A 21,006-nucleotide genomic window follows, 5' to 3' on the forward strand; every position below is an offset into this window, starting at 1 on the left:
AATGTGGCGCCAGTGGATCCCGTTCTGGCATCCCGGCCTCTCGCCCCACAGCGGCGATGTCGATCTGCTGTTCACCGGGCTGCTGATTGCCAGCGCGCTGGTGGTCGGGCTCCTCTTCTTTCTACTGACGCTGTTCTGCGCGCGCTATCGCGCCGGCAACCAGACCGACAGAAACCATCGCGTCAAGAAGAGCTGGCATTGGGAGGTGAGCTGGACCGCCGCCTCGTTCGTCTGCTTCCTCGGCCTCTTCGCCTGGGGAGCCAGCGTTTTTTTCCAGATTTATCGTACGCAGATCGACGAGCACGACGTGTTCGTCGTGGCGAAACAGTGGATGTGGAAGACGCAGCATCCTGGTGGCCAGGCGGAGATCGACGCGCTGCATATCCCGGTGAAGCGCCCTATCCGCCTGGTGATGGCGTCGCAGGACGTCATTCACAGCTTCTACATCCCCGCCCTTCGTCTCAAGCATGATGTCGTTCCGGGCCGCTACCAGGACCTCGAGATCGAGATCGACAAGCCCGGCCACTATCACCTGTTCTGCGCCGAATATTGCGGCACCGACCACTCCGGCATGATCGGCGAGGTCGTGGCGATGGAGCCGGCCGATTTCTCCAACTGGCTGACGCAGCAAGCGCCGTCGAGCCCACTCGCAAGCGAAGGCGGTCAGCTCTTCCGCGAGCTTGGCTGCAGCGGCTGCCACGGCGGCGGCGGCACAGTCCGGGCGCCCCCGCTCGAAGGCGTCTACGGCAAACCGGTGCCGCTCTCTGACGGCACCACCGTGATCGCGGATGATAGATACATCCGGGACTCGATCCTGATGCCGCGCAGCCAGGTGGTCGCAAGCTATCAACCTGTAATGCCCTCGTTCGAGGGCAAGGTCAGCGAAGATCAGCTTTTGCGGCTCGTGATCTACATCAAATCGCTCGCAGGACACCCATGATGAGCGACACAAACTATCTCACCACCGATTTCACGCTGCGGTCGTGGTTCCTGACGACGGACCACAAACGGATCGCGATCCTCTATTTCGCGAGCCTGATCGTCTTTTTCTTCATCGGCGGCGCGGCCGCGACCTTGATCCGGATCGAGCTCGCGACGCCCCAGGCCGATCTCGTCAGCTCCGACGTCTACAATCGCCTCTTCACCATGCATGGCATCATCATGGTGTGGTTCTTCCTGATCCCGTCGATTCCCAACACGCTCGGCAATTTCATCGTCCCGTTGATGATCGGCGCGCGCGATCTCGCCTTTCCCCGGCTCAATCTGATGAGCTGGTACATCTTCATGCTCGGCGGCTGCACCACGCTGTTCGCGATCTTCGCCGGCGGCGTCGATACCGGCTGGACCTTCTACACGCCGTTCTCGACGCTCTATTCCAACAGCTACGTGATTGTCGCGGCTGCGGGCGTCTTCATCGCGGGCTTCTCGTCGATCCTGACCGGCCTCAATTTCATCGTCACCATCCATCGCCTGCGCGCACCGGGACTGACCTGGTACCGGTTGCCGCTGTTCCTGTGGTCGCTCTATGCGACGTCGGTCATCCTGGTGCTGGCCACGCCGGTACTCGCGATCACACTGCTGCTGATGGCGACGGAACGCTTTTTCGGCGTCGGCATCTTCGATCCCAGGATCGGCGGTGACCCGCTGCTGTTCCAGCATCTGTTCTGGTTCTACTCGCATCCCGCTGTCTACATCATGATCCTGCCGGGCATGGGGGTGATCAACGAGCTGATCTCGTGCTTCTCCCGCAAGCAGGTGTTCGGCTACAAGTTTGTGGCCTGGTGCAGCCTCGCCATCGCCGCGGTCGGCTTCCTGGTCTGGGGCCACCACATGTTCGTCAGCGGCCAGTCGCTGGTTGCAAGCCTCGTGTTCTCCTTCATGAGCTTCATCGTCGCGGTGCCCTCGGCCATCAAGGTCTTCAACTGGACCGCGACCCTGCACAAAGGTTCGATCCATTTCGACGCGCCCATGCTCTATGCGCTGGGGTTTATCGGCCTGTTCACGGTCGGTGGTCTCACCGGCCTGTTCCTGGCTTGCCTCGCCTACGACGTGCACGCGACCGACACCTACTTTGTGGTCGCGCATTTCCACTACATCATGGTCGGCGGCATGGTGACGGCCTATTTCGGCGGCTTGCACTATTGGTGGCCGAAGATTACCGGCCGGCTCTATTCGGAATATTGGGCGCGCACCGCCGCGGTCCTGATCTTCTTCGGCTTCAATCTGACGTTCTTCCCGCAGTTCATCCTCGGCGCGGAGGGCATGCCGCGGCGCTACCACGTCTATCCACCGGAGTTCCAGGTCTGGAACGTGCTGTCCTCCGGAGGCGCCACAATCCTGGCCGTCGCCTACCTGATGCCGCTGTTCTACCTCGGCTATTCCGCCTTCTTTGGCAAACGCGCGCCGGCAAACCCCTGGGACGCGCCCGGATTGGAATGGCAAACCTCTTCGCCGCCGCCCGAACACAACTTTACGACGCAGCCCGTGGTCACGCGCGACCCGTATCAGTACAACGAGGCCTTCCAGGCGGAGCCGCAGAATGCCTGATAGCTCCGCCGTTGCTCCGCAATACGCTTCGATACCTCACCGCGATCACACGGCCGAACTCGGCATGTGGGTGTTCATCGCGACCGAAGTTCTTCTGTTTGGCGGGCTGATCCTCGCCTATTTCGTCTACCGGCATGCATTTCCGCAAGGTTTCGCCGAGGGCAGCCGGCACACCGAGATCGTGATCGGAACAGCCAACACGGCCGTCCTGCTGACATCGAGCTTTCTCGTGGCATGGGCCATTGAGATCTTCTCGCCTGCCACGATCAGGATCGTCACGTGGCTGCTCATTGGCGCGGCCTGCCTTGGCCTGCTCTTCATCGTGCTCAAGGGGATCGAGTACAGCAAGGAATATGACGAGCATCTCGTCCCCGGAATCGATTTCCTCTTCGCCGGACCACTGGCCAATGGCGTGCAGCTGTTCTTCATCTTCTACTTCATCGCGACCGCGATCCACGCCCTGCATATGCTGATCGGGATCTGCCTCTTGATCACGCTTGCAACCCTTTGCCGGAAGGCGCCGACGACACGCCATCACGCCGCCCTGCACAGCGCCGCGCTGTACTGGCATTTCGTCGACGTTGCCTGGATCTTCCTGTTCGCGCTGATCTATCTGCCCGGGAGGTCGGCATCATGACGGACTGGCGGCCACCGCTTGCCCTGATCGGAGCATGGCTTGGTTTGCTAGCCTTGCTGGCGCTGACCGTCACCCTCGCTTATGTGCCGCTGGGAGCCGGCAATGCCGTCGTGGCCCTCACGATCGGCACCATCAAGGCAGGACTCGTCGCAACTATCTTCATGGAGCTGTGGCATCGGCGCGGTCTCACGCTCGTCTTTGCCGGCGCCGGACTGTTTTGGCTCGGAATCCTGCTCTACCTTGGTTCGATGGATTTCCTGACCCGAACCTGACGATCAGTTGGTCCTGGCATCGAGCTTCGCACGCTCCTTCTTCGCCTCGTCCTCGCTGACCGGCGGCGCCTTGCCCCAATGATTGCGGACATAGGTGGCCACCGCCGCGACCTGCGCGTCGCTCAATTGCCAACCGAAGGCAGGCATGGCGGGACCTGTCGGCTCCTTGTCCGTCGCCACGCTCTGTGCGCCCTGCAGGATCACGCGCAGCACCGTCGTCGGATCTCCCGTGTTGACGGTCGCGGCGTGGGTGAGGTTCGGAATGAGATTGGGAACCCCCGTCCCGTCCGATTTGTGGCAGGCCGAGCAGAGATCCTGATAGATCGCACCGCCCGCGGCCAGCACGTGGGCATCGGCGGAACTGTCGGCCGCAGGCTTCGGCCCCGACACGTCTTTCAGATAGGTGGCGATCGCCGTGGTATCGTCGTCGCTGAGCTTGGACGTCGAGAGCTCGACCACTTCGCCCATCAAGCCGGCTGCGGCCGCAAACCGGTTGTGCCCGGTCTTGAGATATTGCGCGAGATCGTCGATCGACCAATCGGCAAGCGGTCCCTGCCCGCTGGTGATGTCGGGTGCGACCCATCCCTGCAGCGTGTAGCCCTGAAGCCGCTTGCCGGATTTGTCGCCGCCCAAAGCCGTCTTCGGCGTATGACAGGCGCCGCAATGGCCGGGGCCTTCGACGAGATAAGCGCCGCGATTCCACTGCTTCGACTTGTCCGCCCGCTCCCAGAACTCGCCCGGCGTGAAATACAGCTTGTCCCACACCATCATGGCCATCCGCTGGTTCAGCGGGAACGGCAGATGGTTGACGGTGACGGGATTGTGGACTGGCTCGACCGTATCGAGGTAGGCGCGGATGTCCTTGACGTCCTCCCGTGTCATCCGCGCGAAATAGGGATATGGCATGGCCGGGTAGAGCCGCTTGCCGTCGCGGCGCATTCCCTTCCGCACGGCCGCGTCGAACTCCTCGTCGCTCCACGCGCCGATCCCGGTCTCCCGATCAGGCGTGATATTGGGGGCGACCAGCACGCCGAAGGGCGTTTCGATGGGCCGGCCGCCGCTCAGAGGATGGTCGCTGCCCGGAACCGTGTGGCAGCTCCCGCAATCGCCGGCGGCAGCCAGATAACGTCCGCGCTCGACGGCGGCAAAATCCTGCAGACCCGCACTCGTGGCCTCACCGACGCCGGCAGCAAACGTCAGCGTCACCAAGGCGAGTTGTGCAGCTCTACGCATTGATCAGCTGCCCCGGGTTGTTGAGATATTTCGAGCGGATCGCATCGGCCGCCCAATAGGCGAGCGCCGCAACCGTTCCGGTCGGATTGTAGCCGGCGTTTTGCGGAAATGCGCTCGCGCCTGTCACGAACAGGTTCGGCACGTCCCAGCTCTGGAGGTAGCGGTTGAGTGCGCTGGTGCTGGGATCTGTTCCCATGATCGCTCCGCCACAAAGATGCGTCGTCTGGTATTTGGTAATGTCGTAGGGCGCCTTGCGATATTCCTTGTGGACCTGCCTTGCGCCCATGGCTTGAAAGATCTCGGCGAACTTGTCCGTCAGGAATTTGTTCTGCTTGATCTCGTTGTCGTGGAAATCCATCGTGATCCGCGCGAGCGGCCGGTTGAAGCGGTCCTTGTAGGTGGGGTCGAGATCGACATAGACGTCGCGGTAGCTGTACATGCTGCCGTGCACGCCAGTCCCCGGCTTGATCGCGCTCTGATAGTTTTCCTTGACGGCCTTCTTCCACTCGGCGCCCCACAGCGGCGTTCCCGGCGGCACGGGCGTGGTCTCGATCGGCCGACCGTTGGTCTGCACATTCCCCATGTAGCCGCCGCCGACGAAACCATGTGGACCGTGATCGAAATTGTCGCCATTGAACTCGTCGATGCACATTCCGATCGCGCCGGAAGCGATGAACGGGTTGAAGACGAATTTTGCCGGATCGAAGAAGCTGACGACGTCAGAGATGGTCTGGTGAGTGAAATTGCGGCCGATCACGCCGGTATTGGCCGCGGGATCATAGGCCTTGCCGATGCCCGACAGCAGCAGGAGCTGGACGTTGAAAATCGTGTAGGCCGAGAGCACGACGAGATCAGCCGGCTGCTCCCATTCATCACCCGAGGCATCGACGAGGGTCACCCCGGTGGCCCGCTTGCCGGAGCTGTCGACGTTGATCCGCGTGACCTCGCTGTTGTCACGGGCCGTGAAGTTGGGTTTGCGCACCAGCGCGGGCAGCACCGTTGTCTGCGGCGAGGCCTTCGAGTAGTTGCCGCAGCCGAACCATTCGCAGAAGCCGCAATAGGTGCATGGCCCGAGGCGAATGCCGAGAGGATTTTGGTACGGCCGCGACATGTTGCCGGAGGGCTGCGGAAACGGCTTGTAGCCGAGTTCGCGCGCCGCCTTGCCGAACAGCGTATGGCCGAACGGCTGGTCCTGCGGCGGGTTGGGATAGGCGCGCGAGCGCGGCCCTTCGAAGGGATTGCCACCCTCCATGATCTTGCCCTTGATGTTGCCGGCCTGGCCGGACGTGCCGCAGAGATATTCGAACCGGTCGTAGTGCGGCTCGAGCTCATCATAGGTCACGCCCCAATCCTGGATGGTCATGTCGTCAGGCAGAAAGCCGGCGCCATAGCGCTCGGTCAAATGCGTCTTCAGCACGAAATCCGACGGCAGGAAGCGCCATGTCTCCGCATTCCAGTGCACGCCGCCGCCGCCGACGCCGTTCGGCGGCATGAACGCGCCCCAGCTCCGGATCGGCAGCGCCGCCTCGCTCATCTTGTTGCGGAAAGTGAAGGTCGTCTGGCTTGGGCTCAGGAACAGCTCATGACGAATGCGATAACGCAATTCGTCGGCCGCGTAGCCCGGCGGATAGTCGGTCGCCGTGTTGCGCCAGGGACCCCGCTCGATCGCGATCACGTCGAGCCCGGCATCGGCAAGCTCATAGGCCATGATCGAACCGGTCCATCCGAGCCCGATGATGACAACGTCCTTGCGCGGGAGCTTACGAGCCATGTGCGGCGCTCACGATTTTGCAGGGGTCCAGTCGGCCCGCCCGGCGATGCTGACGGGCGGATAGGGGTAGCGCTCGTTGTGACGATTGACCCAGTCGCGATAATCGTAGCGGATGCCGGGAAAGCCGATCATCTTCCAGCCGACCATGTCGTTATTGCCGCCGTGGATCGGATCGGAAAAGAAACCTTCCGGGACGTCCTTCAGCAGAGCCGAGAAGAAGCCCTGAGCGTCCACCCTGTCGAACTTGACCTCGCCTGACTCGATCTTGCGCAGCACGTCGTCCTGCGCGGCGGCATCGAGCTCTGCGAAGGACTTTCCGCCCTGCGTTGACTTGCAATGCTTGTCGAGCGCGGCCAGCGCCGTGCGATAGAGCTCGGCGTGGGTCAGCGCCGATTGGGGGCCTTGCTGCTTGGTGCCTTTGGTGTGAGGCCCAAGCGTGTAAAGCCCCTGGTTGGAGCCATACGGCCCCTTGAGCTGGCGATCGATGAAGACGGCGCAGCCCGCGATCTTGCCGCCGGGCGTTTCCGCATCGGGCGGAATGATGCGATCGACGATCGCTTCCATCGCGCGGGCTTCATCGAGAGTGAAGAACTGCCAAGGACCCAGCCGCTCGATCTCCGGCGGCGAGTTCGGATGGGGCGACCATGGCACGTGATTGTGGATCACGGTCGCGCGCGTCAGGGACGTCGTGCCGACGAGCCAGGCCGCGAGTGCAAGAAAGGTTCTGCGCTGCATGGGACATCCATCAAGCCCGTGCAGCCAACGTAAGCCGGATTTGAATGTTCCTATTTGCCCGAGCGGGGGCCGTATCTCATCCGCGCCGGGGCCGAGCCCCCTTGTGGACGGGCCGAACGTGATAGCCGGCCGGCACGAGGCGACCGCCCTCTTCATCCGCCACCGGAACATCCGTGACAAGCCCCTCGATCAAGGCAGCCTCCCAGACCTCCTTCTCCGTGGCGAACGGATCTCCAATCTGTCTTTCGCCTTCAAACAGCGCGTACATGCTGGTTCCGGACTAGATGCTGATCAGCGCAATCCCAAGGTCCTGTCGCTTCTTGCGGCGGAGATGAACCACAGCCTCAGTGATCGTCACCTCCAGTGTTGGCTGCACCGATCCCGACAGCAAATGGCCTCCGCGCACCGTGCCGTCCTGCAGGCCGAGCACGGCGTGAAGGTGCACGTTGGCCTTGCCGTCATCGCCTTGAGCGACATCGCCCAGCAGGCTCAGCACCTCGCATTGCTCGCGAACCTCGATCGGCTTGTATGTCTTGGCCGCGAAATCGAACCAGCCGACTTTCGCCTGCGAGAATGCCCCGATCGCCGATATTGAGGCGCCCGTGATCTTCTCGCGATCGGCGAATTCCGTGATCGATTTGAAGGCCTCCTCGCCCTGGTCCAGAATCAGGACAAAGGTTCGTTCGGCGCCGTCGTTGAACGTCTTCGATTTCATTTGAACCCTGTTTCGTGATGTTGCGAACACGTTCCGGTCCCGGTTACGTCGCCGAGATCGGCATCTCTCCGCCCTCGATGATCTCGGGCACGATGTCCTTGAAAAGTCGCACCGGAACGGATTTTGCGGCCGGCACCTTGCTGCCCTCCGCATAATGCCACAGCGGGATCAGCTCGTTGCATTCGGGATAGTAGCCGGCAAGACTCCGGCGCGGGATGTCGTAGGGCACGACCTGGAGTTCGCTCAAACTGCGCTCCACACCGTCATTGGCCTCCGTGACCAGCGTGACGGTGTCGCCCGCCTTCAGTCCATCCGCCTCCATGTCCGCAGGATTCATCAGCACGACGTAACGGCTGCCCTGGATCCCGCGGAAGCGGTCGTCCTCGGTGTAGATCGTCGTGTTGAACTGTCCGTCGGCGCGCATCGTCATCAGTTCATAGACGCCGTCGTTTTCTCCCGGGGGCGCGAATGCCGCCTTGGGAACGGTGAAATTGGCTTTGCCGTTCGGCGTCTTCCATTTGCGTTCGCGCGCCGCCAGCGGCCGCGGAAAGCCGCCGGGCTCGAACATGCGCTGGTTGAAATCCTTGAATTGGTCGGGATAGGTTCGTTCGATCGCGTCCCTTATGCGCGAATAATCGGCGATCCAGGCGTCCCAGTCGATCTCGGGATTCGGCTTGAGGGTTGCCTTGGCGAGACCGGCGATGATCGCCGGCTCGGACAGGGCGTGCTCGGTCACGGGCTTGCGCTGGCCCCGTGAGCCGTGAATGCAGGCGGTGGAATCCTCCATCGACACGGCCTGGGCGCCGCTGGCCTGCTCATCGATCTCGATCCGGCCGAGGCACGGCAGCAGATAGGTCACCTCGCCGGGCACGATGTGGCTGCGATTGAGCTTCGTCGCGATCTGCACCGACAGCCGCAGGCCCGACCAAGCCGGCTCCATCAAAGAGCGGTCAGGAATTGCGCGCACGAAATTGCCGCCCAGGCTGACAAAGCCACGGACATCGCCCTTCAAAATGCCCTCGCAGGCATCCACCGTCGACAGACCGTCCCATCGTGGCGGCTCGAACCCGTAGAGCTCCGCGAGCTTGTCGAGCGGGACGAGCTTCGTCTTCTCTGAAATGCCGACCGTCCGCTGGCCCTGGACATTGGAATGGCCGCGGATCGGCGAGATGCCGGCTCCCGGCTTGCCGATGTTTCCCCGCAGCAGCAGCAGATTCACGATCATCTTGGTGGTCTCGACGCCGTGCTTGTGCTGCGTGACGCCCATGCCGTAATTGGCGATCACGGCGTTGGCCTTCATATAGACGTTCGCGGCTTCGAGCATGGCCGACCGCGTGAGGCCCGACGCCCGCTCGATGTCGTTCCAGTCCTGGCCGCGGCAGAACGTGGCGAATTCGTCGAAGCCGGAGGTGTGCTGCTCGATGAAATCGACGTCGACCACGCGCGGCTCACCGTACTTGATGGCGCGGTCGTCCGCCTCGATCACCCATTTGCAAATCCCAGATATCGCCGCGGCGTCACCGCCGACGCGGACCTGATGATACTGCGAGCTGATACGTGTGCCTCCCGCGATCATCTGAACCGGGTTTTGCGGATTGACGAACCGCTCCAGTCCGCGCTCGCGGAGCGGATTGAAGGTCACGATCGGGACGCCGCGCTGGACTGCCTCCTGGAGCGGATGCAGCATCCGCGGTGCATTCGTCGTGGTGTTGTGTCCGAAGAAGAATATGCAGTCGGTGTGGTCGAAATCCTTCAGGTGCACGGTGCCGACCGGCACCCCGATCACCTGCGGCAACGCCACGGACGTCGTCTCGTGGCACATGTTGGAGCTATCGGGGAAATTATTGGTGCCGTACATCCGGCCGAACAGCTGGTACATGTAGCTGGCCTCCAGCGAGGCCCGGCCGGACGTGTACATGACGACGGAATGCGGATCGAGCTTGTTCAACTCGGCGCCGATGTCGCGAAACGCTTCGCTCCACTCTACCGCGACGTATTTGTCGCTGCCGGAATCGTAGCGCATCGGATGGGTCAGCCGCCCCTGCTCTTCCAATCGATGATCGGACCAGGTTCGTAGCTCGGACAGTGTATGCTGGGCGAAGAATTCCGGCGTGACCGTCTTGCCTGTGACTTCCCACGCGGTGGCCTTGGCGCCGTTCTCGCAGAATTCGAATGGATGCGGGTTTGCGGGTTTGGCCCAGGAACAGCTCACGCACATGAAGCCGCCGGGCTTGTTCTGCTTCATCAGGATCTCGCTGCCGAGGATCGCGACTTCTTCCTGCGTGAGAATGTGAACGACTGCGTTGACCGATCCCCAGCCGCCGGCCGGAGCATCGTAAGTCTCGATTTTTGCTTTCTGCCGCATGCCGGGCCCTTCAGCTGCAAGCCCCTTTCGCAGAACATGACAAGCGATCGCTGGTTCCTAAGCCTTCGGAACCATGGCGCGGACCGCGCGTCGATAGACCGTCGCTAGGATGAACATCATGTACGGCTCGCAAATCGGCAGGCGCGATCGCCTGCCCGCCTCCCCATCTTCCGTCAACATGCTTCGGCTCACATCAGGCCACATCCTCGGCCACCGCTCGGTCGCCGAGGAGAGCCCGATCGCACTGGTCTACGACGGCACGACCGTCGCGGTGCTGATGGCGACGCCTGCCGATCTCGCCGACTTCGCAATCGGCTTCAGCCTGACCGAGGGGATCATCGAGGATTTGGGAGAGATCAACGAACTCACGGTCGTTCCCGGCCCCGACGGAATCGAGCTGCGTCTATGGCTGCGGCCGAGGGCTGGACGACAGCTGAAAGAGCGGCGGCGGCGGTTGATCGGGCCGACCGGCTGCGGCCTGTGCGGCATTGAGAGCTTGCGCGAAGTCAGCGCGAAGGTTCGGCGCCTCGAGCGGCATATCGATCTCACGCCGCAACACATTCGTCGCTCGGTCGAAACCCTCGCCGCATCACAGATCCTGGGCAAGGCGACCCGCGCGACCCATGCCGCTGGATTTTTTCAGCCTGACGCCGACGAGATGATCGTCCGCGAAGACGTCGGCCGCCATAATGCACTCGACAAGCTCGCCGGCGCCCTCGCCGCAGCGGGAATACCGGGGCATTCAGGGGCCGTCATCCTGACGAGCCGGATCTCCGTCGAGATGGTCCAGAAGACGGCCGCGATCGGCGCTGGCTTCATCGTTGCGGTTTCGGCGCCAACGGCGCTTGCCATACGCACGGCCGCGGCCAGCGGCATCACGCTGATCGGGATCGCACGCGGGCCAGACTTCGAGGTCTTCAGCCATTTCGGCGGAATTCACGACCAATAGCGATACGTCATCGGGTCAGCTGCAGCGCAACGGCGGCTTTGAGCTAAGGCACCGCCGTTTTCCTTGGCTCGAAGCGATCGGCAAATGCCATCCACGCCGGGAGCGGCTCGCCATCCCGGTGTCGCCCACCGGCGACGGCCGCGGCCCACGCGCTGATGGCGCCGAGCAGCGTGGCAGCAGCCAATGAGAACGCGAGAATGACCGTGCTGCGACGCGCGTGACCGATCGCTGTTTTCGCGTTCGCAATCGCCTGATCGACGCGCCGTTCGGAATCACCGGCCGGCAATCCGGTCAGCGCCTGGACCTGCTGCACCAGATAGGTTCGGTCGTCCGCAGCGACACCGCTATGGCTCGACGATGTCATGAGGATCCGACCAGCCTCGGCGCGCTCGCCGGTCATATCGGCATTTCCCGCTCGCCGCGGCGCCCGGAACAGCCGATCGAGTTCGTAGCTCAGCAGCGGCTCGGCAGCAGTCCTGTTGCCCAAAGTCGCCGACGAAGACAGGCGGTTGACCGTGGCAGCGCTCACGATACCGGCCAGCGTCGCGCCCAGCAGGACTGCAAGCGCCCATGCCGTAAGCCCGTGCAGCCCGTCGCGCGCTTCCCGTTCCGTGGCGTTCGTTGCAACTACGCCACGGCGAACGCGCCCTGCGATGTAGCCGCCGAGGCCGAAACTGACGATCGCTTGTAGGATCAGATAAAGTCCTGACAGCAGCGAGAGCGCGGCAGACGCGTCTCGCCATGTCGGCGAGGCCGAACTGACGCCCAGGCCGATCGTGACGCCAAAGGTCACCAGAATGAAGCCGAATGCCGTCGCAGCGAAAGCCCCGGCGACAACAGGGGTCCATTGGATATATCGCCCTTGTTCGGGGATCGTCAGCGCTTCGTCCTCGACGAGTGTGGGGGCTTCGATCGTCATGGTCGATGCCCTCAGCGCAATCCGAAAAACGACAAGATGGCCATGATCACGACGATCAGGCCGATCAAATAGATCAGTTGGCTCATTTCAGTTCTCCTCCAAATCCCTTCCGGCATGACAATTGCAGCTCTCCCGGATAGTTCCTGCAGGATTCCTGATAGTGTCGCAGGACGCGCATAGTCGTCCAATTTCAATCGTTTACTCTGCTCCCGAAACGAACATTTGCGCGCGACGGACCGCCCCCTGCTGCACCGCGCTCGTGGAGCCGCGCGACTTGGTGGCATCGTCGGATCGGCGAGCGATTGCACCGCGGGATGATTTGCAACGCACCATTCAAAATGAGACTGCCCGTTAAGCCGCGCGGGGCTCCAAAGCGTGCGCTGCATCCGAGTTCGGTTAGCCTTCATCCCAAGAAACCGGTCGAAGAACCGTCGCCTCGCCAGGACGCCGCACCGCGCGGCGGACGCGCCGGGAGCGGTGAAAAACAGCGACAAGAACGCCCCAGGGAGGAGAGCAATGTTGAAAAGCAGTCTAGGACTGATCGCGTTGAGCAGCCTGTTGTTGTCGGGTACCGCCTTCGCGCAGGAGAAGATCAAGGTCGGCGTCACCGCGACGCTCGAAGGCACTTACACCGTGCTCGGCGAGGATGGCATCCGCGGCTTCCAGACGGCACTCAACGTGCTCGGCAAGAAGGTCGGCGACAAGGAGCTCGAATTCGTCATCGCCTCGACCGACGCGACACCGGACTCCGCGGTCCGTGCCGTGCGAAAGCTGATCGAGCAGGACAAGGTGCAGATCTTGCTTTCGCCGCTCTCGGGCGACGAAGGCATCGCGGTCAAGAACTTTGCAAAGACCCATCCGGAGCTGACGTTCATCAATGCGGCCTCCGGCGCCCAGGAGACGACCTATGTCGATCCGGCTCCGAACTTCTTCCGCTACAACATGGACGGTGCGCAGTGGCAGGTGGGTCTCGGCAAATATGCCTATGACACCAAGGGCTATCGCAAGATCGCAACCGTCGGCGAGGACTACTCCTTCATCTACACCCAGGTGTTCGGCCTCGTGCTCGAGTTTTGCGGTGCCGGCGGACAGGTGACCAACCGGCAATGGGTGCCGCTCGGCACCAAGGACTTTGCCTCGGTGATTGCAGCGCTGCCTGATGACGTCGATGCCATCTATCTCGGGCTGGGCGGCGCTGACGCCGTCAACTTCCTCAACCAGTACCAGCAGGCCGGCGGCAAGGCGCATCTGATGGGCGGCTCGATCATGATCGACCAGACCATCCTGTCGTCCAAGGGCAACGCCAAGAACGCGCTGGTCGGCACGCTGGCCGCGAGCGGCCAGGCCGATACCTGGGAAGATCCAGGTTGGCAGAAGTTCGTGAAGGACTATCAGGACGCCTTCCCGCCCAACAAGCGCTTCCCCAGCCCATCGCTGCTCGCCACCAACTATTACGGCTCGACCATGGCGCTGATCCTGGCGCTGCGTCAGGTCAATGGCGACCTGTCGAACAATCAGGCGAAGTACAAGGAAGCCCTCGCCAAGATCGAGCTCGACGCGCCCAACGGCAAGATCAAGCTCGACGCGAACCGCCAGGCCATCGGCACCAACTTCGTCACCGAGGTCGTCGACGACGGGAAGGGCGCATTGTTCTCGAAGGTCGTGAAGGTGATCCCGAACGTCAACCAGACACTGGGCTACGACCCTGCAGTGTTCGCCAAGATCGGTTTGCCGAGCCGTACGGTGCCAGAATGTAAGAAGTATTGACGTAATCGTATTGCGACACTGTGACTGATGGGAGAGATTTGCAAAGCGCCGACATCGCGCGCTCTTGCATTCTCTCCCAGGTTGTTGAAGGCTGTAAAAAAGATAAAAGCTTCAGGGAGGGGAAGGCATGAGCCGGGCGCTCGCCGTCTTCCACGGCCGCTTCGGCCGGGCGACGGTCTATCAATTGAACCGCCCTTTCAACATCCACGCGCATCGCGAAGGTCATTTGATCTTCCATGTCGGCGGGCGTGCCGCATGCATCGATGTCAACGATGGACGTTACGAACTGGCTGAAGGTTCCGTTGTCGCGGTCAATCCGTGGGAGCCGCATAATTTCCTGCCGTCAGACCTTGACGTGGGCGCCGTTTTCTTCGTCCTCTATGTCAATCCGGAGTGGTTCGCCCCCGATACGCCGGGCGCCGAACGCCTGCGCTTCGGGCGCACTCAATTCAGGCGATCGGTCGCTCTGGACAAGCACATCAGACATGCCGCCGCCCTTGTGTGCGGCGCACCCTCGCTGAACAGTCTCGACGGCGAGCTGCGGCGATTGATCGACGTCTGCTACGACGAAAGCTGGCAGCAGGCCGAACTTTCGCGCGATCCACGCGCCAACGGCTCCGTTACCGATTTTCGCGTGCGCAAGTGCATCAAGATGATGTCGGAGAGCCCTGGCGCTGAAATCGAGCTCGACACCATCGCACGCGAATCCGGGTTGTCGCGACCGCATTTTTACCGGCTGTTCCGCACCCAGACCGGCGTTACCCCTCACCTCTATCTCAACACGCTGATGATGGAGCAGGCGCTGGAGGCGCTGGTGGCGAGCGAAGCGCCGATCGCCGACATCGGCTTCGATCTCGGCTTCTCCTCGCAGAGCGGCTTCACCCGCTTCTTTGCGGCCAATGTCGGCATGGCGCCAACCGATTATCGTCGCGCGGCCAAGGTTTTGCGCGGCTGACGGGCGCGCGAAAAGATACTCACGATCAAGTGCCTCCCGCGCCGTCCCACTAGGATGGGTGGAACGCGATTCCGGCAAGAGGATCGCTTCAGTCCCGGGAGGACGCAAATCCATGGCGAGGTACGCAGCCTGTACGGGGCTGTCTGACCTGGATCCGAGGTGTGATGGCGACCGTCGCAAGCGGAGCGAGGTGACGCCATGACCCGCTTTGTGGAGCGTCATCCCGCCTGGGCACTTGTCGTCATCATTGCGATCGCATTGGCGCTTTGGTTGATCTTCGCGGTGTGGCCGCCCGGCCTCGAAGAAGCCATCGGTCGCAAGCGGGTGTTTCTTAACGCCCTGTTCAACGGCATCACGCTCGGCGGTCTCTATTTCCTCGTCGCCAGCGGCTTCACGCTGATCTTCGGCCTGATGCGCAACGTCAATCTCGCGCACGGCTCGCTCTATCTGTTCGGCGGCTATGTCGGCTACGCCATCAGCGCCTCGACCGGATCCTGGATCCTCTCCTTCATCGTCGCCTTTGTCCTGACGGCGCTGGTCGGCGTCCTGCTCCAGGTGCTGGTCTTCCGCCGCATGGAGGGACAGGATCTGCGCCAGACCATGGTGACGATCGGGCTCTCAATCGTGTTCGCCGATCTCATGCTGTGGGCCTGTGGTGGCGACTTCTACCAGATCCAGACGCCGACCTGGCTGATCGGCCCGATCGAGCTGCCGCTCATCACCGCCGTGAAATCCTCGGGCGAGCCGGTCTATTTGCGCTACCCGCTGGTGCGGCTCGTCATCTTCCTGGCTTCCGTCATCATCGGCATCGCGATGTGGCTGGCGCTCAACCGCACCCGGATCGGCATGATCATCCGCGCCGGCGTCGACGACCGCGACATCCTGGCCGCAACCGGCGTGCGCATCCAGATCGTTTTCGTGCTGGTCTTCGCGCTCGGCGCCGGCCTTGCCGGTATCGCGGGCGTCGTGGGGGGCACCTTCCAGTCGCTCTCGCCCGGCGAGGACATCCGCTTCCTGCTCGCATCCCTCGTGGTCGTGATCGTCGGGGGCATGGGCTCAATTCCGGGGGCGGCGCTCGGCGCGCTCATCATCGGCCTCGCCGAGCAGCTCGGCTCGGTCTACATCCCGACCTACGCCATCGTCGTGACCTTCCTGATCATGGTGCTGGTGCTGGCGCTTCGGCCGCAGGGCCTGCTGGCGAGGCGCTGACATGTCCGTCACCCACGATGCCCGCATTCAGGTTCACAAGCCCGCCACCGCGGCACATCGCCCATCCGTGCGTGGCTGGCCCGACGTCAACAATCCCGCGGCCTGGATCGTGGCCGCCATCCTCCTGATCATGCCGCTGATCGCCAACGGCTTCTTCCTGATCGAGATCTTTGCGACCACGCTGATCCTCGGCACCATCGCGCTCAGCCTGATGTTGCTGGCCGGCTATGGCGGCATGGTCAGCCTGATGCAGCTCACCATCGCGGGCTTCTGTGCCTACATGGTCGCGGTGTTCGGAACCAGCGACAACGCCAATATCAGCCTGGGTTGGCCCTGGTGGCTGGCCGTGCCGATGGCGCTGACGCTCGCAACGGTCTTCGGCACGCTGGGCGGCGCGCTCGCGGTGCGCACCGAAGGCATCTACACCATCATGATCACGCTCGCGATTGGGGCGGCATTCTATTACTTCACCAACCAGAACTGGGCGATCTTCAACGGTCACACCGGCATCAACAACGTCGCGACGCCGCATTTCTGGGGCGTCAACTGGCGGGCGGACATTCCGTTCTACTATCTCGTGCTCGCGGTCGCCGCGCTTTGCTATTTCGCCGTCGACTACGTCTCCCGCGCGCCGTTTGGCCTCGCGCTCCAGGGCGTGCGTGACAATCCGCGCCGCATGGCCGCGCTCGGCTTCAACGTCAATGCCCACCGTGTCGCGGCTTACGCCCTCGCCTCCTTCATTGCGGGTCTCGCCGGCGTGCTGCAAGTGTGGAATTATCGCCAGATCTCGCCGGGCTCGGTGAGTGTCGGCGCCTGCATCGACATCCTCATCATCGCCGTCGTCGGCGGCATTACGCGCCCGATCGGCCCCTATATCGGCGCACTGGTGTTCGTCCTCCTGCGCACGTTTGCGCTCGACTTCCTGGTCAAGATCGGGCTCGACGGCAACCGCTTCCGGCTGCTGATCGGGCTCGGCTTCCTCGCCATCGTGTTCTGGTCGTCGGACGGCGTGATCGGCCTGTGGCAGCGCTGGCGGCAGAGCCAGCGTCCTCAGACGGATCGCCCGAGCGGAAGGGGCGGTCATGGATAGCGTTGCGCAACGCCTTTCCGTCGTCGGATCAGGTTCAGCACTCGAGCTGCGCGGCGTCACCCGGCTGTTCGGGGCTCTGGCGGCGCTGACCGACGTCACCATCACCGTGCGTCCCGGCGAGCGGCGCGCCGTGCTCGGCTCGAATGGCGCCGGCAAGACCACGCTGTTCAACTGCATCACCGGCGACTTCCCGCCCTCCTCCGGCACAATCCGCTTCTTCGGCGAAGACGTCACGCACTACCCGCCCTATGAGCGCATCCGCCGCGGCCTCAGACGAACCTATCAGATCTCTGCGCTGTTTCCCGGCCTCACCGTGCAGGACAATGTCTATCTCGCCTGCCGCGGCGTCTCGCGCGGCCGGTTCTCGTTCCTGCGTCCGGGGCAGAACGACGCGCTGATGCACGCGGCCGACGGACTGGTCCAAGCCGTGCACCTGGCAGCCGTGAAGGACCAGCGCGTCGCTGAACTCGCACATGGCCAGCAGCGCCAGCTCGAGATCGCGCTGGCGCTCGCCGGCGCGCCGCGCTTCGTGCTGTTCGACGAGCCGGCCGCCGGCCTGTCGCCGACCGAGCGCGCCGAGCTGGTGGAGATCCTGACCTCGCTGCCGGCTCATATCGGCTACATCATCATCGAGCACGACATGGACGTGGCGCTGCGCGTCGTCGAAAGCGTGACGATGATGCACAACGGCCGCATCTTCAAGGAAGGTCTGCCGGAAGAGATCCAGTCCGACCCCGAGGTGCAGGAGCTTTATCTCGGAGGCGGCCATGAATGAGGCCCGCCGCGCCGCCGCCCTCGAGGTCCGCGGCCTCGACGTCTATTACGGCCACTCGCACGCGCTGCAGGGGGTCGACCTCTCGCTGGACGCCGGCGTGTTCTCCGTGGTCGGCCGCAACGGCATGGGCAAGACAACGCTGTGCAAGGCGATCATGGGCCTGGTGCCGGTGAGCGGTGGCTCGATCCGCGTCCGCGCTGAAGACATCACGCGGCGGCCGCCGGCACACATCGCGCGGCTCGGCATCGGCTATGTGCCGCAAGGCCGCCGGCTCTGGCGCTCGCTCAGCGTCGACGAGCATCTTCGCCTTGCCGGTGGCATGCGCTCCGGCGCCTGGACCGTCGAGCGCATCTACGACACTTTCCCGCGGCTCGCCGAACGCCGGGATCATGGCGGCGGCCAGCTATCCGGCGGCGAGCAGCAGATGCTCGCGATCTCGCGGGCGCTTTTGACCAATCCGCAGCTGCTGATCATGGACGAGCCGACCGAGGGCCTCGCGCCCGTCATCGTCGCCCAGGTCGAGGAAATGCTGCTGCAGCTTGGCGAGGACGGCGACATGTCCGTCCTCGTGATCGAGCAGAACATCGGCGTCGCCACCGCGATTTCGCGCAACGTCGCGATCATGGTCAATGGCCGCATCAACCGGATCATCGACTCGGTGCGCCTGTCCGCCGACCGCGAGCTCCAGCAGCGCCTGCTTGGTGTCGGACTGCATGCCGAGCTCGACCCCGACATCGATGCGCCCGCCGCGGGCGGTGAGACCAAGCCCGCCCCACAACCCGCACGCACGAGCGGCCCGATCCGGATCTACGTCTCCAATCCAACCCCGCCGACCCGCTGGTCCCAGCCCGTCCCGATTGGCCGTATCGAAGCCGCCGCGCGGACGCTCTCCACCCAAGTCGCGCGCCTCGACGAGACCGCACGGCGAAAGCGCGAGCCGGTGACGGCGCAGACGTCGGGACCGCCGGCGGTGCTGGTCGTCGGCACGCTCGACACCAAGGGAACGGAACTCCGCTTTATCAGGGACATCATCGCCGAGAGCGGGTTGCGGGCGCGGCTCGTCGACGTCTCCACCAGCGGCAAGCACGCAACCTGCGATGTCTCGGCCCAGGAGATCGCGCTGAACCACGGTCGCGGCGGCTCGGCGGTGTTCAGCCCCGATCGCGGTGCTGCCGTCACCGCGATGGCCGACGCCTTCGCCAACTGGATCAAGCGACAAGGCAATATCGCCGGCGTGATCTCGGCCGGCGGCTCGGGCGCGGCGTCGCTGGTCGCCCCCGGCATGCGCGCCCTCCCCGTCGGCGTGCCCAAGCTGATCGTCTCCTCGATTGCCTCAGGCGATGTCGCGCCCTATGTCGGTCCGGCCGATATCACCATGATGTACTCAGTGACCGACGTGCAGGGCCTCAACTCGATCTCGCGCGCGGTGCTGTCGAATGGCGCCAATGCCGTCGTCGGCATGGTCAAGGCACGGCTGGATCAGCGTGAGACCACAGAGCGAGCAGCAAGCGCCGGGTTGCCGTCGGTCGGCATCACCATGTTTGGCGTCACCACACCGGCGGTGCAGAAGATCGAGGCCGATCTGCGGGATGACTTCGAATGTCTCGTCTTCCACGCCACCGGCGTCGGCGGCCGTTCGATGGAGAAGCTCGTCGATTCCGGCCAGCTCGCTGGCGTGATCGACCTCACCACGACGGAGATCTGCGACCTTCTGATGGGCGGGGTGTTTCCGGCAACTGAGGATCGCTTCGGCGCGATCATCCGTACCCGCGCGCCCTATATCGGCTCGGTCGGCGCGCTCGACATGGTCAACTTCGGCGCGCCCGACACCATTCCCGAGCGCTATCGCGGACGCAAATTCCACGTCCACAATCCGCAGGTGATCTTGATGCGGACGACGGCGGAGGAAAACGAGCGCATGGGCCGCTGGATCGGCGAACGGCTCAACCAGATGGACGGGCCGGTGCGCTTCTTCCTGCCGGAGGGCGGTGTCTCCGCGCTCGATGCCCGGGGCCAGCCGTTCTGGGATCAGGAGGCCGATGCCGCCCTGTTCCGCGCGCTGGAGCGCACCGTTCGTGGGACCGGCAACCGCCAGCTCATCCGCGTCAAGCAGAACATCAACGATCCCGAGTTCGCCTCGACCATCACAGCCGCGTTCCGAACGCTGTTCGGACGCGCCGGGGCGCGCCGGAGAGGAGCGAGGTGACCGATGGCCCGGTTTGAACGCGCAGCACTTCTGCGGCGATTTCGCGAGATGGCGAAGCGTGGCGAGCCGATCGTCGGCGGTGGCGCCGGCACCGGCCTGTCGGCCAAGTGCGAGGAAGCCGGTGGCGTCGATCTCATCGTGATCTACAATTCCGGCCGCTACCGCATGGCGGGCCGCGGCTCGCTCGCGGGGCTGATGCCCTATGGCGACGCCAACGCCATCGTGGTCGAGATGGCCGGCGAGGTGCTGCCCGTGGTCAGCAAGACGCCGGTGCTGGCCGGCGTCAACGGCACCGATCCGTTCCGCGACATGGACATGTTCCTCGATCAGCTCAAGGCGCTCGGCTTTGCCGGCGTGCAGAACTTTCCGACCGTCGGTCTGATCGACGGAATCTTCCGTGCCAATCTCGAAGAGACCGGCATGTCCTATGCGCTGGAGATCGACATGATCGCCAAGGCACGTGAGAAGGACCTGCTGACGACGCCTTATGTCTTCAGCGAGAAGGAAGCCGCCGCGATGGCAATCGCCGGCGCCGACATCATCGTCTGCCATCTCGGGCTCACCACCGGCGGCACGGTCGGAGCGCAGACCGCGCCGAAGCTGAAGGACTGCCCAGCTCGGATCGACACCTGGGCCTCGGCCGCGCTCAGCGTCAATCCGGACATTCTGGTGCTGGCTCATGGCGGTCCGATCGCGGATCCGGCGGACGCCGATTTCATCATGAAGAACACCCGCTACTGCCACGGCTTCTACGGCGCCTCCTCGATGGAGCGGCTGCCGGTGGAGCGGGCGTTGACGGAGCAGGTACGTCAATTCAAGGCGATCGGCGCGCGCTGACGCCTGTCAGATTGAGGGAGGGAA

Annotated in this window: 20 protein-coding genes; 12 read left to right on the forward strand and 8 right to left on the reverse strand. The window is 63.5% G+C overall.

Annotated elements, in window-relative coordinates:
* Position 1: 1 nt before the first annotated feature.
* Genes BM222_RS01940 through BM222_RS01955 form a run of 4 tightly spaced genes read left to right on the forward strand, consistent with a single transcriptional unit; the run spans position 2 to position 3,456 of the window.
* Positions 2-940, forward strand: coding sequence for a cytochrome c oxidase subunit II (locus BM222_RS01940; protein ID WP_092226578.1), 939 nt, complete (start codon positions 2-4; stop codon positions 938-940).
* Positions 937-2,547 carry a cytochrome c oxidase subunit I gene (gene ctaD, locus BM222_RS01945; protein ID WP_092226579.1) on the forward strand — a complete coding sequence of 537 codons (1,611 nt, stop codon included), beginning with the start codon at positions 937-939 and terminating at the stop codon, positions 2,545-2,547. Before BM222_RS01940 ends, ctaD begins: the two co-directional genes overlap by 4 nt.
* Positions 2,540-3,184 carry a cytochrome c oxidase subunit 3 gene (locus BM222_RS01950; protein WP_092226580.1) on the forward strand — a complete coding sequence of 215 codons (645 nt, stop codon included), beginning with the start codon at positions 2,540-2,542 and terminating at the stop codon, positions 3,182-3,184. The genes ctaD and BM222_RS01950 overlap by 8 nt, the downstream gene beginning before the upstream one ends.
* Positions 3,181-3,456, forward strand: a complete 276-nt coding sequence (locus tag BM222_RS01955; RefSeq protein ID WP_092226581.1) for a cytochrome C oxidase subunit IV family protein — start codon at positions 3,181-3,183, stop codon at positions 3,454-3,456. Before BM222_RS01950 ends, BM222_RS01955 begins: the two co-directional genes overlap by 4 nt.
* 3 nt (positions 3,457-3,459) lie before the next feature.
* On the opposite strand, the gene BM222_RS01960 is transcribed toward BM222_RS01955, so the two are convergent.
* From BM222_RS01960 to BM222_RS01985, 6 genes are all read right to left on the reverse strand, one after another.
* Positions 3,460-4,689 (reverse strand): c-type cytochrome, encoded by a 1,230-nt coding sequence (locus tag BM222_RS01960; RefSeq protein ID WP_092226582.1) that lies wholly within the window; start codon positions 4,687-4,689, stop codon positions 3,460-3,462.
* A complete protein-coding gene (locus BM222_RS01965; RefSeq protein ID WP_092226583.1) occupies positions 4,682-6,460 on the reverse strand; it encodes a GMC family oxidoreductase in 1,779 nt (592 codons plus the stop codon). Before BM222_RS01965 ends, BM222_RS01960 begins: the two co-directional genes overlap by 8 nt.
* Positions 6,461-6,469: 9 nt before the next feature.
* Positions 6,470-7,195: a gluconate 2-dehydrogenase subunit 3 family protein gene (locus tag BM222_RS01970; protein ID WP_177242946.1), complete on the reverse strand. Its 726-nt coding sequence runs from the start codon at positions 7,193-7,195 to the stop codon at positions 6,470-6,472.
* Between the two features lie 76 nt (positions 7,196-7,271).
* The gene (locus BM222_RS01975; RefSeq protein ID WP_092226584.1) at positions 7,272-7,463 is read right to left on the reverse strand and encodes a hypothetical protein; all 192 of its coding nucleotides are present in this window, start codon (positions 7,461-7,463) and stop codon (positions 7,272-7,274) included.
* A 12-nt stretch (positions 7,464-7,475) separates the two neighbouring features.
* Positions 7,476-7,910 carry a PPC domain-containing DNA-binding protein gene (locus tag BM222_RS01980; protein ID WP_092226585.1) on the reverse strand — a complete coding sequence of 145 codons (435 nt, stop codon included), beginning with the start codon at positions 7,908-7,910 and terminating at the stop codon, positions 7,476-7,478.
* Between the two features lie 43 nt (positions 7,911-7,953).
* Positions 7,954-10,275 (reverse strand): FdhF/YdeP family oxidoreductase, encoded by a 2,322-nt coding sequence (locus BM222_RS01985; protein ID WP_092226586.1) that lies wholly within the window; start codon positions 10,273-10,275, stop codon positions 7,954-7,956.
* 178 nt (positions 10,276-10,453) lie between these two features.
* On the opposite strand from BM222_RS01985, the gene fdhD reads away from it, so the two are divergent.
* Entirely contained in the window at positions 10,454-11,224 is a 771-nt protein-coding gene (gene fdhD / locus BM222_RS01990) for a formate dehydrogenase accessory sulfurtransferase FdhD (RefSeq protein ID WP_092226820.1), read from the forward strand.
* Positions 11,225-11,267: 43 nt separating this feature from the next.
* On the opposite strand, the gene BM222_RS01995 is transcribed toward fdhD, so the two are convergent.
* Together BM222_RS01995 and BM222_RS39775 are read right to left on the reverse strand one after the other, a co-directional pair.
* Positions 11,268-12,143, reverse strand: coding sequence for a hypothetical protein (locus BM222_RS01995; RefSeq protein ID WP_092226587.1), 876 nt, complete (start codon positions 12,141-12,143; stop codon positions 11,268-11,270).
* Positions 12,144-12,154: 11 nt separating this feature from the next.
* Entirely contained in the window at positions 12,155-12,337 is a 183-nt protein-coding gene (locus BM222_RS39775; protein WP_143105890.1) for a hypothetical protein, read from the reverse strand.
* Positions 12,338-12,659: 322 nt separating this feature from the next.
* Here BM222_RS39775 and BM222_RS02000 point away from each other — a divergent pair, with 322 nt between their 5' ends.
* The 7 genes from BM222_RS02000 to BM222_RS02030 all read left to right on the forward strand — a co-directional run bounded on the left by BM222_RS02000 (position 12,660) and on the right by BM222_RS02030 (position 20,982).
* Positions 12,660-13,910 (forward strand): ABC transporter substrate-binding protein, encoded by a 1,251-nt coding sequence (locus BM222_RS02000; protein WP_092226588.1) that lies wholly within the window; start codon positions 12,660-12,662, stop codon positions 13,908-13,910.
* Positions 13,911-14,037: 127 nt separating this feature from the next.
* Positions 14,038-14,865, forward strand: a complete 828-nt coding sequence (locus BM222_RS02005; protein ID WP_092226589.1) for an AraC family transcriptional regulator — start codon at positions 14,038-14,040, stop codon at positions 14,863-14,865.
* A 198-nt stretch (positions 14,866-15,063) separates the two neighbouring features.
* On the forward strand, positions 15,064-16,074 hold the full coding sequence (locus tag BM222_RS02010; RefSeq protein WP_092226590.1) for a branched-chain amino acid ABC transporter permease: 1,011 nt from the start codon (positions 15,064-15,066) through the stop codon (positions 16,072-16,074).
* A 1-nt stretch (position 16,075) separates the two neighbouring features.
* A complete protein-coding gene (locus BM222_RS02015; RefSeq protein WP_092226591.1) occupies positions 16,076-17,164 on the forward strand; it encodes a branched-chain amino acid ABC transporter permease in 1,089 nt (362 codons plus the stop codon).
* Positions 17,157-17,939 carry an ABC transporter ATP-binding protein gene (locus BM222_RS02020; RefSeq protein WP_092226592.1) on the forward strand — a complete coding sequence of 261 codons (783 nt, stop codon included), beginning with the start codon at positions 17,157-17,159 and terminating at the stop codon, positions 17,937-17,939. Before BM222_RS02015 ends, BM222_RS02020 begins: the two co-directional genes overlap by 8 nt.
* Complete coding sequence (locus tag BM222_RS02025; RefSeq protein ID WP_092226593.1) at positions 17,932-20,145, forward strand: ABC transporter permease; 2,214 nt, start codon at positions 17,932-17,934, stop codon at positions 20,143-20,145. Before BM222_RS02020 ends, BM222_RS02025 begins: the two co-directional genes overlap by 8 nt.
* A gap of 3 nt (positions 20,146-20,148) precedes the next feature.
* Complete coding sequence (locus BM222_RS02030) at positions 20,149-20,982, forward strand: phosphoenolpyruvate hydrolase family protein (RefSeq protein ID WP_092226594.1); 834 nt, start codon at positions 20,149-20,151, stop codon at positions 20,980-20,982.
* Positions 20,983-21,006: the final 24 nt, after the last annotated feature.

Source organism: Bradyrhizobium sp. Gha (genome assembly GCF_900113735.1).
Lineage (GTDB): Bacteria > Pseudomonadota > Alphaproteobacteria > Rhizobiales > Xanthobacteraceae > Bradyrhizobium.